Here is a 12,961-nt window from a genome sequence, read left to right on the forward strand (position 1 = left end):
GCCGACGCCCACCGGGCCACCGCCGCAGGCGGCCTCCGCGGCCGCTACATCATCCGCCCCTGACCAGCACGCCACCCACCACGCCACACACCACGCCGCCCACCGCAAGGCCCGGCCCGGTCGTCTGTTCGTTGGTCAAAGCCCGGCCCGGTCGTTTGTGCCTTGGTCAAGGCCCGGCCAGGTCGCTCCGTCGCGGATCCGGGCCGGTCTCGTCGGTGTGTGCCGTGCGGTAGCCGGGAGTGGGGGGCGGGTTCGCCTCGGTTGTCGGGTGCGTGCGGTGCTTCGGCGAGGGACGGATGGAGAACGTGAGGGCGGCCAGGGCCTGGCATCCGGCCGCCGCGTAGAGGGGGAGCGGGAGCGTCGGGGTGGTGAGGGGCCCGGTGAGGGCCGCGCCGAGGGCGAGGGCGGTGATCTTCAGGCCGGCGCCGGTGGTGAAGATCCGGCCGCGCAGGTGGGCGGGTGCCTCGCGGTGGCGGATGGCGAACAGCGCGGTCAGTTGCGGGCCCTCGCCGATACCGGCGAGCAGCATCGCGGCGATCAGCGCCACCGGGTGGCCGATCGTCGCGACGAGCAGCGCACCGGCCAGGACCAGCGGCCCGCACCACATCACGGTGTCCGGACCCATCGTGTGGGGATGGCGGGCCAGGAGTGTGTTGGTCGCGAGTGCCGAGGCCGCCACGACCGAGAGCAGGATGGTGCCGCGCGCCGGAGAGTCGAGCACCCGGTCGCCGAGCACGGGGCTGTACGCGATCAGGATGCCCTGGCCCACACAGGACCACATCGAGGCGGCGGTGGCCCGGGCCAGCGACGGGGTACGGGCGATGACGCGAAAGCCGGCCGCCAGGTCGGTGCCGATCGACGTGGTCGGGCCCGCCCGTGCGGCGCGGCCCCGGGACGAGGGCAGGGTCCACGCCGCCGGCAGTGCGAGGCAGATCAGCGTCAGGGAAACGATCACCCCGGTGTCGGCGCCGGCCCCGCTCGCCACGACGCCGGCCAGGGCCGGTCCGGTCAGGCTCGCCAGGTTGAAGGTCATCGCGTCGAACGCGGTGGCCCGAGGCAGATCGGTGGCCGGTACGACGCGGGGCAACTGTGAGGTCCAGCCACCGGACAGGGCCGGGCCCAGGAGGCCCGCGCCCACGGCGATCAGCAGGGTGATCGCGAGCGGGACCACGCCCAGCGCGGACAGGATCATCCCGAGCGCGACCGCGTAGCCGGCGAGCGCGGCGGTCAACATCCGTCCCGGTCGGGCCGAGCGGTCGAGCAGGACGCCGAAGACCGGGCCGCCGAGCGCCGCCGAGGCGGTGACGGCCGCGAGCAGCGCCGACCCGGTGGCCGCCGATCCGGTGGCCGCGAGCCCGGCCAGGAGCAGGGCCGGCCCCGACATCTCATCGCCCGTGCGCGCGGCGGCAGCTCCGGCGAGGCAGGACCACAATCCGTAACGCTTTGTCATGCGCGTCACGTTACGCAGGTAACTCAAATATTCACCAGATGCGTTACAGTCGTCCTGTGCCGCCATCGAACGACGAGCGATCCAGCACCCGCCACTCGGTCCAGGCCGTGACCCGCCGAACGGTCGCCCTGGTCAACGCCCTCACGGCCGCCGACCCGGCGACGGACCCTGCCCCGCCTGCCCCGCCTGCCCCGCCTGCCCCGCCTGCCCCGGCGGACATCGCGGAACTGCTGCGCGCGTACGGGGAGTCCGACCCCCTCGACCTGACCGCGTCCGACGTCACCGACCTGCGCGCCGCCGCGCTGCTGCTGCGCGCGGTCTTCGCCGCGGAGGACGTCGACGCCGCCGCGGCCGCGCTCAATCGCCTGCTCCGGCGCGGCCGAGGCACCCTCCGGCTCACCTCGCACGCCGGCCGCAGCCCGTGGCACCCGCACCTGGACGGCGACGACGACGCGCCATGGGGCGAATGGTTCCTCGCCTCGGCCTGTCTGGCGCTGACCATCCTGGTCTGGGACCGGCAGCGCCCACCCGGCGGTGTCTGCGCGTCGAGCACCTGCGACCACGTCTTCACCAACGAGGGCAGCGGCCCGCCCCGCCGCTACTGCTCCCGCCGCTGCGCGACCCGCGAACGGGTCGCGGCGCACCGACGTGGCCGGGCATAGCGCGCCGAGCCCACACGTCGATCGCCGGGAGGGCCGCGTCCCGCGCACCGGTACGCGGCCCCCGTCTTTGTGGCGGTGACTTTGTGACAATCGAGAGGTGACACCAACACACCCGCTCGGAGAATTCCTGCAAGCCCGCCGCGCGCGCCTTCAGCCCGGCGATGTCGGGCTGCCCGCGGGCACCGGTCTGCGTCGTACCCAGGGCCTGCGCCGGGAGGAGCTGGCCGCACTGGCGGGATTGAGCATCCAGTACTACACGCGCCTGGAGCAGGGCCGCGAGAACCATCCCGGCGGCACGGTCCTGGACGGACTCGCCGCCGCGTTGCGGTTGAACGAAGAGGAACACGCGCATCTGTACGCGCTGGCCAACCACGCGGCCGAGCGCGCGTCGGCCGGGGGCTCACCGGCGGATCGTGAGGTGCGACCGGGCATCCTCGCCCTGGTGGAACGCGTCCGGCCCTGGCCCGCCTATCTGCTCACCCGCACCAGTGACATCCTGGCGGCCAACCCCGAGGCATTCGTGCTCTTCCCCGGGTTGGCCGAGTGGGCGCCCGAGCGGCGCAACACCGTCCGCTACCTGTTCCTGCACCCGGCGGCGCGGGCGCTGTTCATCGACTGGGAACGGGTCGCGGCCGGCACCACCGCCCAATTGCGCTCGCTCCTCGCCGCCGATCCGGCCGATCGCGAACTGGCCGCGCTCGTCGACGAACTCGGCTCCACCAGCCCGGAGTTCGTGGCCCACTGGGAACGCTATGACGTCCGCCGGCGGCGCAGCGACCGGCAGGCCTTCCGGCATCCGCGACTCGGCGGGATCACCCTCGCGTTCGAGGTGCTGCGGATGGAGGGCGGCCGGCGCATCACCATGTACCAACCCGCGGAACCGGACGAGGCGGGCCGCCGCATTCTGCGCGAGCTGTCCCGCCTCGCGGGGACGAACGACCCGCCGGGGTCGCCCGGGTAGCCGCCGAGGCGCGAGTGCCGGCCGCCCGGGTTCGGCGCTTCCGCGAATCCGGTTGGTTCACTGTGGTGTTCGGGTCTCGCCGAAGGTACGGCGGTAGGCGCCGGGTGTGGTGCCGACGCGGGAGCGGAAGTGGCGGCGCAGGTTGACGGCGCTGGTGAGGCCGACGCGACCGGCGATGGTCTCCACCGGCAGGTCGGTCTGTTCGAGCAGGATCCGGGCCGCGTCGACGCGTCGGCCGAGCAGCCATTGTCCGGGGCTGACGCCGAGCTGTTCGGCGAACCGGCGGGCCAGGGTGCGGCCGGACAGGCCGGCCTGCTCGGCGAGTCGGTCCAGGGTCAGCGGGGTCTCCAGGCGCTCCGCCGCCCAGTCGAGCAGCGGGGCCAACGATTCGCCGTTCCGGGCCGGGGTCGGGTGGGTCGCGTACTGGAGTTGGCTGCCCTCGCGGTGCGGCGGGAGCACCATGCTGCGGGCGATTTGGGCGGCGTACCCGGCACCGTGGTCGGTCCGGACCAGGTGCAGGCACAGGTCGATGCCCGCGCCCGTGCCGGCACTGGTGGCCACGTCGCCGTGGTCCACGTAGAGCACGTCCGGGTCCACGACGACCTCGGGGAAGCCGGCGGCGAATTGTGCGGTCCGGCGCCAGTGGGTGGTGGCGCGGCGGCCGTCGAGCAGCCCGGCCCGGGCCAGGACGAAGGCGCCGGTACAGATCGCGACCATCCGCGCGCCTCGACGGTGCGCGGCCCGCAGGGCGGCCAGGACCTCGGCCGACACCTCGCCACCCGGTGGTTGCCAGCCCGGCACGACCACGGTGTCCGCCTCGGCCAGGGCGTCCAGCCCGGCCTCCACGACCAGCGCGTAGCCGGTGGTCGTCGGCAGTGGGCCGGGGGACTGCGTACAGATCCGGAAGTCGTAGTGCGTCGGCAGATCCGGGCGCACGGTGCCGAAGACCTCGGCGGCGCAGGCCAACTCGAACGGCGACTGCGGCGGGTTCAGCACGGCCACGACCCGATGACGACGCATGGCAGGAATATACCCACAGGAGTCTTTCCCGACACTGTCCGGGCCGGTAGCCCCGGACCAGAGTGGACGCATGAGCGAGATCGAGACCCCGAACCGCACCGAGACTCCAAGCCACACCGAGACACCGAGCGCGATCGGGAACCCGAACCACACCAAGACCCCGTGCGCGATCGAGAACCCCGCCGAGACCACGAACCCCGGCGAGACCACGAACCGGACCGAAACCGAGAACCCGACTGCCGGGAAATCCGCCGTACACGTGGACGACGTCACCCCGATCGACGTGGCCCCGGGGATCGTCCGACGCCGCCTGGCGGGCACCGAGTACGCCCGCGGCTGGCTGATCGACTTCGCCCCGGGGACGGAATGGCCCGAAGTGGACGTGCATGCCACCGAGGAGCGCTATTACGTCCTCAGCGGCGAGGTGATCGAGGGCACCGACCGCCACCCCGCCGGCAGCTACGTGGTCTTCGCGCCGGGCAGCCGCCACCGCCCCCGCAGCGAAACGGGCGCCCGCATGCTGGGCATCTCCATGACCCCCGCACCGACGACCTGAGGACCGGGCCCGGTCGACCGTACGGCGTCGGGTCACATCACCCCTACGGGATGCAATGTCCGTTGGCATCCTCGTCGTGGGATATAGACGGAACTCGGAGACTATGTAAGGGAGTTCGTCAAAGGATCGGCCGGGCTCGAGGCCCGACCGATCCGTCCGCGGGCGCTGTGCCGTGCACAGTACCCAGCCCGGAATTCGACGTCAGTCGGACCAGTTGCCGACCCAGATGTGCGCCGCGTTGTTGTTCTGGAGGGTCGAGTTCAGGTTGGTGCCGGTCCACGCCGGAACGTACTGGCAGGCGTAAGCGCACCGGTTCGAGGAGTTGTAGTCGACCCGCAGGGTGTACCCGTTGCGATTGAGGACGTAGGCGGCGTCGTTCTTCACGAGCCTTCCCTGGCCGTTGCCACCTCCTCCGAAGCGCTCGACGGTGATGGCCGTTGCCCTGTCGAACCCGTGGAACGCGCCCCCCCGGTTCGAGTTGTAGTAGTAACAGGCGTCGTACAACTGGCAGTTGCCGGGCCCGGCGGCCTGTGCAGACGGGGCGATGGCCACGGTGCCCGCCGCGACCGCGACTGCGGCGACCGCGATGGAGAGAGCTTGCCTGATGCGCATGAATTACCCCTTTCAGGGGAGATTTGCGGGGGTTGACTACCGTCAGGGCGTCCCGGAAATGCCGGTCAGCGCTGTCCGGTCACCTCGGCGCAGAAGCGCAAGGTTGCTTCGGTGCGGCGCTCGAGGTCCGCGAGTTCGGCTTGGTGCGCGTCGATGTCCCGCTGCTCGTACGCGGATTCGACGGCAAACCAGGTGCCGGCGACGTCGTTGTCACGCATGCAATCGCTGTGCGCGACGGCCGTGGCGATCTCCTGCGGCGATGCGGTCGATCCCTGCTGCCAGCGCTGGTCGGCAGACGCGTCCATGGGCGTTGGGTAGTCGAAACCCTTGGCGCGCATACAGCCGGACCACGCCCGGAACGCGGTGGTGACCCGCTCGTCCCGGATCGAGCGCTGCATGTTGTTCATGTTGATGTTCACCACGACGTCGGGGTCCTGGGTCAGCAGGCCCTTGGCGGCGAACGAGGCGTCGACCTCCTCGACGCAGCCGCCCGTGCCGAGCAGTGCCTCCTGTGCGGCGTCCGACATCGGCGGCAGCGTGCGCTTGTGTACCGCGGCGCCGGGCTCCCGATACCCGTACTGCGCGGCCGCCGCCCGGTCTGCCCCGTACCGCATCTCCGACTGGGTATTGGGGCCGGTGCCGGCCGCCGCGACGGGGAGAGTGACATCGAATCCGCGCCGCTTGAGGCATGCGGAGACGAGGACGCTCCGAGCGTTCTGGATGAGCCGCATCTGGTCGAGGTCGAGGAGGTAGGGCTCGATCGGAAGGAGTTGTCCGCGCATGTCGGTCAGGCGCCGGGGCGCCGCGATCGGCGGTGGCGGCCCCTGTTCCGAGGACTGCGGAGTGCGGGGCGACTCCGACGCCGGCGGCTTCCCGCCTGCGGCTTCGTCGTCTTCGGCCGCGCAACCGGCCAGGGCGAGGATCGACGCACAGGCAAGTGCCGCGAGGACGCGCAGCGGGGGGCGTGCGACCCATCTGCCGCTCACCTCACACGTCCTTGGGTCGCGACTGCATGGCGTTGATTTCAAGCCGGCACCGCATCGATTCGGCCATGGTGATCATGGAGCAAGTAGAGCCGGGAGCCGACTTCCGCCACTATCCGGAAAGCGAGCACGGAGCGGCGCATTCCGGCCTTGTGGATTCGGGGCGAAGTGCCCGCACCGGTGACGTTCGCCGTCCCGGAGGTACCGCGGATGGGGCGGTGGCTCGCCGCGACCGGCCCCGGTCCGCCGCCCCTCGCCTCCACCCCCGGCGATGCCTCCGACCAGGGCGGATACCGAACCGCTGTCGGGGTATCGGGCAGGGCCTAACCGGGCGAGCCGAACCGGGCCACCCAGGCGGCGGCGGCCGGGAGTGCCTCGTCCAACGAGACGGCCTCCGGATACCAGGCCTTCTCCCACTCCAGCGAGATCCAGCCGTGCCAATCGTGTTCGCGCAGCGTGGTGCCGATGACGGTGAGGGGTACCGAGCCGGTGCCCAGGGGGACCGGTGCGGTGTCGCCGGCGGATGCGGCGTCCTTGATCTGCACGTAGCGCAGCAGGCCGGCCAGGGCGGCGGCCGTGTCGGCGGGGGCCTCGCCGTGGCGCCACGGGTGCAGCGCGTCCCAGATCACCCCGACCGCGCCGCCGAACGGTCGCACCAGGTCCGCCACCGCCGCGCCGGTGGGGTGCGAGTCGTGGGTTTCCACGAGCAGGGTCACGCCGCGTGCGGTCGCCTCCGGGAGCAGGGTCGCCAGTCGGCGTTCGGCGCGCTCGGCGTCGCCCTCGCCGGTGCCGCCCGGGAAGATCCGGACGGCCGGTGCGGCCAGGTCGTGGGCCAGGTCCAGGAGTCGGTGGATCGTGGAGAGCACGATCGGGTCGGGCGTGGGTGCGCAGATGCCGGCGTAACCGGCCAGGCAGGGCACTTCGAGGCCGGCGTCGGCGATGCTGCCGCGCATTGCCCGACGTTCGCCGGCGGGAAGGTCCAGATTGACGAACTCGTCCTGGTGTACCCGTAGTTCCAGACCCGTGCAGCCGTGTCGGATGGCCCGGACGATGTGCTCGTGGACCGGTCGACCGGGGGCGCCGAGCGTACTGAACGCCCACTTGCGACGATCCTCGGGTGTGCTCACGTGTCCTCGACTCTCTTGCCCGGCGCGAGACCCGGGCGGCTCGGTCCCGTCGGTTCCGTCGGTCCCGGCCGTCCTGCCGGGAGCGTCCGGTGGGTCGGGCACGCCGGGTATGGAAAGCGCTTTCCGCTTCGGAGGTTAGATCGCCGCCGATCGTCGGTCAAGATTGCTCCCGGTGTGTCCCGCCGCCGGAGGTGCCCCGGGGCCGACCCGGCGCGACACGGCCCCGTTCAGCCGAGCATGTGGTGCAGTACATAGGTGTGGCCGTCGTCGTCCGCCCGGACGATGTCGAGCGTGCCGCCGATCCCGACGAGTTCGTCCGTACCGGTACCCGCGACCACCCGGATGGCCAACTCCTCGGCACTCACGCGGAGTGTCCACGAACCCGGGGCCGTACGCACCGCGCCGCCGCACCGTCGCTTCGCTGCTTCGCGCGGGAGGTCCGTCCGGCGGCCGCATGAAAAGAGGCGAGGGAACACGCTCTCCTCGCCATGTACAACATATAGCGCACCGGGGGCCTTGCGGCAAGGCCCCGGTCGTACCGCAGAATCATCGACCTGAGCCGGAACTTGGGCCGTCATCTGCGGAAATGGGAGATTCACGAAGTGCGTGTGTTGTTGTCGACGGATGGGTCGCGGGGGGACGCCGAACCGGCGGTGGGACCCGCGCCGCGCTTGCGGGACCCGGGCGCCGAGGTGCGGGTGTGCGCGCCGGCGGACTTCCCGGAACCGCCGCTCGCCGCGATCAGCCGGGACGGGTCGCCCGTATCCGCGTAACCACTCGGACCCTCGGGCCGGAACCCACCACCACCGGGTCCGCCACGACGGTCCGAACGCCCTGCCACGCGCCATGGTCGCAAGCGACCTCAGATCGGAGCTTTGCCGTGCAATCCCTGAACTCCCTGACCACCACCAGTGCCTTCGACCTCCCCAACCGCCTCGCCGCCAAGGCCGATCCGGCGCTGATCGCCGGCGACGAGCGGCACTTCGCGGCCATCGCGGAGTGCCTCGACCAGTCGATCGCCGAGCTGTCCGACCGCCTCGACGCCGCGCGCAAGTCGCCCGGCGGCAAGGGTCGGCAGGCGATGGACCGGGACATCGAGATCCACCGGCTGACCACCCGCCTGCGGGCACTGCGTCGCTTCGGTCTGGACCTGTGCCTGGGACACATGGTCGGCGCGGAGGACTCCGAGCCCGTGTACGTCGGACGGCTCGGCCTGACCGACAGCGCGGGTCGCCGACTGTTGATCGACTGGCGCACCCCCGCGGCCGAGCCGTTCTTCGGCGCCACCCACGGCAACCCGATGGGTCTGGCCGGCCGGCGCCGATACCGCTGGACCCGCGGTCGGATCAGCGACTACTGGGACGAGGTGTTCAACCCGGACGAGATCGACGGGCACGCCGCGCTCGACGACCAGTCCGCCTTCATCGCGAGCCTGGGCGGCAACCGGTCGAGCCGGATGCGGGACGTGCTCGGTACCATCCAGGCCGACCAGGACGCCATCATCCGCGCGGGATCGCGGGGCGCTCTCGTCGTCGACGGCGGTCCGGGTACCGGGAAGACCGTCGTCGCCCTGCACCGCTCGGCCTACCTCCTGTACTCCGACCCGCACCTGGGTCACCGCCGGGGCGGCGTGCTGGTCGTCGGTCCGCACCAGCCCTACCTGGGCTATGTCGCCGACGTCCTGCCCAGCCTCGGCGAGGAGGGCGTACAGACCTGCACGCTGCGGGACCTGGTCGCCGAGGGGGCCGCGGCCGCGGTGGAGGCGGATCCGGAGGTGGCCCGGCTGAAGTCGTCCGCGGACCTGGTGAAGGCGATCGAGGCGGCCGTCCGGTTCTACGAGGAACGCCCGACCAAGGGCATGACGATCACGACCCACTGGTCCGATGTCCGGCTGACCGCCGCCGACTGGGCCGAGGCGTTCGAGGCGGCGGAACCCGGTATGCCGCACAACGAGGCGCGCGAGCGGATCTGGGAGGAGCTGCTCACGATCCTGGTGGACAAGCACGACGACGAGGACGAGGACGTCTCGGTCGACCTGTTGCGCAGGTCCCTGCGGCAGAACCGGGAACTGCTCACCGCCTTCAACGGCGCGTGGCCGCTGCTCGAAGCGTCCGACCTGGTCGGAGACCTGTGGACGGTACCCGCCTACCTGCGGATGTGCGCGCCCTGGCTGAGCCCCGAGGAGGTGCGCACGCTGCAGCGCGCGGACGCCCAAGCCTGGACGGTGTCCGACCTGCCGCTGCTGGACGTGGCACGGCAGCGGCTCGGCGACCCGGAGGCGGCGCGGCGCAAGCGTCGGCAGGACGCCGCCGTCGCCGCGGAACGCAAGCGCATGGACGACGTCGTCGACGCCCTGCTCGAAGCCGACGACGACGGTGAGGGAGTGGTCACGATGCTGCGCGGAGAGGATCTCCAGCACTCCCTGATCGACGAGAGCACCCGGTCCGGCGTCGAACCGGACCTGCTCGCCGGGCCGTTCGCGCACATCGTCGTGGACGAGGCGCAGGAACTGACCGACGCGGAGTGGCAGATGTTGCTGCTGCGCTGCCCCTCCCGGAGCTTCACCATCGTCGGCGACCGCGCCCAGGCCAGGCACGGGTTCACCGAGTCGTGGCAGGAACGGCTGGAGCGCGTCGGGCTCGACCGGATCAACCTGGCCTCGCTGAGCATCAACTACCGGACGCCGGAGGAGATCATGACGGAGGCCGAGCCGGTCATCCGGGCAGTGCTTCCGGACGCCAACGTGCCGACCTCCATCCGCAGCGCCGGCGTCCCCGTGCGGCACGGATCCACCGCGGAGCTGACCTCGATCCTCGACACGTGGCTCGCCGAGCACGCCGAGGGCATCGCCTGCGTCATCGGCGATCCCACCTTCCGGGCGACGTCCCGCGTGCGGTCGCTGACCCCGGAGTTGTCGAAGGGACTCGAGTTCGACCTGGTCGTCCTGATCGACCCGGAGACGTTCGGCGACGGCGTCGAAGGAGCGGTCGACCGCTATGTCGCGATGACCAGGGCGACCCGGCAACTCGTCATCCTCACCGGCTCGTGACGCCGTGACCGCCGACCGGCGGGACCGCTGTGCGTGATCGGCGTCCCGCCGGCCCGGCCGGGTCGGCCTCGTGGCTTCCATCTGCCGGCCGGGCGTTTAGGCCCGAAGCCGATAGGTGACTCTCCGTTGCCCGCGAACTCGGCTCGCGATCGGGCCGAAGAGCGCGACGGGTGGCCTCGGCTGACGGACGGGAGCGGAACGGTGCGACGAAGTGCGGGGTTTCGGTCGGCGAGGGGTGGGTCGGCGCCATGGACCCGGTGACCGCGTCGATGATCGAGATCCACGATCGGCTGAGCTCGCTGACCGACGGTGAGGTCGCCGACTACATCCCGCAGTTGGCCTCGGCCGACCCCGGGACGTTCGGGCTGGCCCTGGTCAGCATGTCCGGCAACTGCTACCTCGCCGGCGACACCGACGAGCCGTTCAGCATCCAGTCGGTGTCCAAGCCGTTCGTCTACGCGCTCGCGCTGTCCGAGCTGGGCCCGGCCGAGGTGGCCCGTCGGGTCGGCGCCGAACCCAGCGGGGAGGCGTTCAACGCGATCAGCCTCGAACCCGGCACGGGCCGACCGGCGAACCCGATGGTGAACGCCGGCGCGATCGTGACCACCTCCCTGGTCCCGGCGGCCGACCCGGAGGACCGCTTCGAGCGGATCCGGGCGTGCCTGTCCGCGTTCGCGGGCCGGCCCCTGGACGTCGACGAGGACGTGTACCACTCCGAGGTCGACACCGGGGACCGCAACCGGGCCCTGGCCTACCTGATGCGCGGCGCGGGATCGTTGTCCGGCGACGTGGACGAGACCGTGCGCACGTACTTCCGCCAGTGCTCGATCCGGGTCCGGGTGGCGGATCTGGCGGTGATGGCCGCGACGCTGGCCGACGGCGGGGTCAACCCGGTCACCGGCGACCGGGTGATCGCCGAGTCGGTGGCGGTTCGCACGCTCGCGGTGATGGCCACCTGCGGGATGTACGACACCGCGGGCGAATGGCTGCTGCGGGTGGGGCTGCCCGCCAAGAGCGGGGTGTCCGGCGGCCTGATCGCGTGCAGCCCCGCCCGCTTCGGGATCGCCGTGCACAGCCCGCCCCTGGATCGCGCGGGCAACCCGGTACGCGGTGTGGTCGCGCTCACCGAGCTCTCCGAACGCTTCGCGTTGCACCTGATGCACCAACCGGGTCGGCACGCCGCGACCGTCACCGACGTCACCACCGCACTCGACCACCCCTCCCATCGGGCCCGCACCCCGGCGCAGCGCGCCACGCTGGACCGCGAGGGACATCGCATCGTGATCATTCGGGCGCAGGGGATCCTGGAGTTCACCGAGACGGAACACCTGCTGCACGCGCTGCGCGAGTACACGCCGCCCGCCCCGGGCTGGATCGTGCTGGACCTGGACCGGGTCACCCGGATGGCCGTCGGCTCGGCGGCCATGCTGGACGCCACCCTGGCCGACCTCGCCTCCTCCGGCCACGAGATCGCCATCGCCGCCCGCGAGCCGCTGCTGGACCCGATCGGCGACGACGGCGATCCGGCGCCGTGGATCCCGTTCCGCAGCCGTGCGGAGGCGGTGGCCTGGTCCGAGGACCGGCTGCTGGAGCCGGCGGCACCGGCCGGATCCTCCGAGTGAGGAGGGCCTGTTCGGGCTTCGACGAAGCCGGTCCCGACCCGTCCCGCGACACCGCGTGGCCTACGCGCTCTCGGGCGGTTCGTACGTGCCGTAGGTGGGCGCGCCCGTGCGCTCGTACGAACTGATCACGACGCCGGCCCCGGTGGTGCGCGAGCCGGTGAGGGCGAAAGCGGTCGGCAGCACGCCGGGTTCGAACAGTCGTACTGGTTTCCGAGCCGTCACATGCTTCGACTCGCGGCCGGCCGGAAACTCATCGGTGTGGGGGGATCCCGGCGAACCTCCCGCTGCGATCCCGAGGCACACACCCGGAGCCCCGGGCACGGGACTCGAAGCACGACCCGTACGCCAGGCCTCACCCGTCACACGCGCACCTCGAACCCCATCCCGAACACGTCGATCCCACCAGGAGTCCCGGAAATGTCCTACCCGACCTACCCCGAAGTCCGGTACCACGACGAGGGCGGCGACGTCAGCGCCCGTTTCCGGCCGGCCGAGCACCCGCCCGAACTGACCACGGCCGGCGCGAGCTACCACTACCTGGCCACGACCGAGTCCACGGACGGCGAGTTCGGTCTGTATCGGGTGGACATGCACGCGGTGCCCAGCGGTCCGGGAACGCACTTCCACCGGACCATCTCCGAGTCGTTCTTCGTGCTGTCCGGCACGATCCGGCTGTTCGACGGCGAGGCGTGGCGCGACGCCAAGGCGGGCGACTTCCTGTACGTGCCGGTCGGCGGCCTGCACGCGTTCCGCAACGAGTCCGGCGAGCCGGCCTCGATGTTGCTCCAATTCGCGCCCGGTGCGCCGCGCGAGGCCTACTTCGAGGGCATTCCCGAGCTCGAACACCTCACCGACAAGGAGCGCGCGCAGTTCTTCCTGCGGCACGACAACCACTGGGTGGACCTCGGGGGGTAGGTCG

At 71.7% G+C, this 12,961-nt stretch carries 13 protein-coding genes; 6 read left to right on the forward strand and 7 right to left on the reverse strand.

Going from position 1 to position 12,961, the window contains the following annotated elements:
* Window positions 1-166: 166 nt before the first annotated feature.
* A complete protein-coding gene (locus ACWCPW_RS16290; protein WP_449762205.1) occupies window positions 167-1,450 on the reverse strand; it encodes an MFS transporter in 1,284 nt (427 codons plus the stop codon).
* A gap of 38 nt (window positions 1,451-1,488) precedes the next feature.
* Between ACWCPW_RS16290 and ACWCPW_RS16295 the strand changes: the two genes are divergently transcribed.
* Window positions 1,489-2,112 (forward strand): CGNR zinc finger domain-containing protein, encoded by a 624-nt coding sequence (locus tag ACWCPW_RS16295; RefSeq protein WP_449762206.1) that lies wholly within the window; start codon window positions 1,489-1,491, stop codon window positions 2,110-2,112.
* Window positions 2,113-2,209: 97 nt separating this feature from the next.
* Window positions 2,210-3,073: a helix-turn-helix domain-containing protein gene (locus ACWCPW_RS16300; protein WP_449762207.1), complete on the forward strand. Its 864-nt coding sequence runs from the start codon at window positions 2,210-2,212 to the stop codon at window positions 3,071-3,073.
* Between the two features lie 57 nt (window positions 3,074-3,130).
* On the opposite strand, the gene ACWCPW_RS16305 is transcribed toward ACWCPW_RS16300, so the two are convergent.
* Window positions 3,131-4,093: a GlxA family transcriptional regulator gene (locus tag ACWCPW_RS16305; RefSeq protein WP_449762208.1), complete on the reverse strand. Its 963-nt coding sequence runs from the start codon at window positions 4,091-4,093 to the stop codon at window positions 3,131-3,133.
* A 259-nt stretch (window positions 4,094-4,352) separates the two neighbouring features.
* Between ACWCPW_RS16305 and ACWCPW_RS16310 the strand changes: the two genes are divergently transcribed.
* Entirely contained in the window at window positions 4,353-4,649 is a 297-nt protein-coding gene (locus ACWCPW_RS16310; RefSeq protein WP_449762363.1) for a cupin domain-containing protein, read from the forward strand.
* 201 nt (window positions 4,650-4,850) lie between these two features.
* Here the strand turns inward: ACWCPW_RS16310 and ACWCPW_RS16315 are convergent, their stop codons facing one another.
* From ACWCPW_RS16315 to ACWCPW_RS16330, 4 genes are all read right to left on the reverse strand, one after another.
* The gene (locus tag ACWCPW_RS16315; RefSeq protein ID WP_449762209.1) at window positions 4,851-5,261 is read right to left on the reverse strand and encodes a hypothetical protein; all 411 of its coding nucleotides are present in this window, start codon (window positions 5,259-5,261) and stop codon (window positions 4,851-4,853) included.
* Window positions 5,262-5,326: 65 nt separating this feature from the next.
* Complete coding sequence (locus tag ACWCPW_RS16320) at window positions 5,327-6,247, reverse strand: hypothetical protein (RefSeq protein ID WP_449762210.1); 921 nt, start codon at window positions 6,245-6,247, stop codon at window positions 5,327-5,329.
* Window positions 6,248-6,567: 320 nt separating this feature from the next.
* Window positions 6,568-7,371 (reverse strand): sugar phosphate isomerase/epimerase family protein, encoded by an 804-nt coding sequence (locus ACWCPW_RS16325; protein ID WP_449762211.1) that lies wholly within the window; start codon window positions 7,369-7,371, stop codon window positions 6,568-6,570.
* Window positions 7,372-7,598: 227 nt separating this feature from the next.
* A complete protein-coding gene (locus tag ACWCPW_RS16330) occupies window positions 7,599-7,736 on the reverse strand; it encodes a DUF3224 domain-containing protein (RefSeq protein WP_449762212.1) in 138 nt (45 codons plus the stop codon).
* 524 nt (window positions 7,737-8,260) lie between these two features.
* On the opposite strand from ACWCPW_RS16330, the gene helR reads away from it, so the two are divergent.
* Both helR and glsA read left to right on the forward strand, forming a co-directional pair.
* Complete coding sequence (gene helR / locus ACWCPW_RS16335; RefSeq protein WP_449762364.1) at window positions 8,261-10,420, forward strand: RNA polymerase recycling motor ATPase HelR; 2,160 nt, start codon at window positions 8,261-8,263, stop codon at window positions 10,418-10,420.
* Window positions 10,421-10,668: 248 nt separating this feature from the next.
* Complete coding sequence (gene glsA, locus ACWCPW_RS16340) at window positions 10,669-12,042, forward strand: glutaminase A (RefSeq protein WP_449762213.1); 1,374 nt, start codon at window positions 10,669-10,671, stop codon at window positions 12,040-12,042.
* A 60-nt stretch (window positions 12,043-12,102) separates the two neighbouring features.
* Here glsA and ACWCPW_RS16345 read toward each other — a convergent pair whose 3' ends face one another.
* Entirely contained in the window at window positions 12,103-12,225 is a 123-nt protein-coding gene (locus ACWCPW_RS16345; protein ID WP_449762214.1) for a hypothetical protein, read from the reverse strand.
* A 234-nt stretch (window positions 12,226-12,459) separates the two neighbouring features.
* On the opposite strand from ACWCPW_RS16345, the gene ACWCPW_RS16350 reads away from it, so the two are divergent.
* The gene (locus ACWCPW_RS16350; RefSeq protein ID WP_331771250.1) at window positions 12,460-12,957 is read left to right on the forward strand and encodes a cupin domain-containing protein; all 498 of its coding nucleotides are present in this window, start codon (window positions 12,460-12,462) and stop codon (window positions 12,955-12,957) included.
* Window positions 12,958-12,961 lie beyond the last annotated feature (4 nt).

It is taken from the genome of Embleya sp. NPDC001921 (genome assembly GCF_053594475.1).

Coding starts and splice junctions, on each gene's coding strand:
- ACWCPW_RS16290 (WP_449762205.1), bottom strand. CDS start 1,450: ATGACAAAGCGTTACGGATTGTGGTCCTGCCTCGCCGGAGCTGCCGCC.
- ACWCPW_RS16295 (WP_449762206.1), top strand. CDS start 1,489: ATGCGTTACAGTCGTCCTGTGCCGCCATCGAACGACGAGCGATCCAGC.
- ACWCPW_RS16305 (WP_449762208.1), bottom strand. CDS start 4,093: ATGCGTCGTCATCGGGTCGTGGCCGTGCTGAACCCGCCGCAGTCGCCG.
- ACWCPW_RS16315 (WP_449762209.1), bottom strand. CDS start 5,261: ATGCGCATCAGGCAAGCTCTCTCCATCGCGGTCGCCGCAGTCGCGGTC.
- glsA (WP_449762213.1), top strand. CDS start 10,669: ATGGACCCGGTGACCGCGTCGATGATCGAGATCCACGATCGGCTGAGC.
- ACWCPW_RS16350 (WP_331771250.1), top strand. CDS start 12,460: ATGTCCTACCCGACCTACCCCGAAGTCCGGTACCACGACGAGGGCGGC.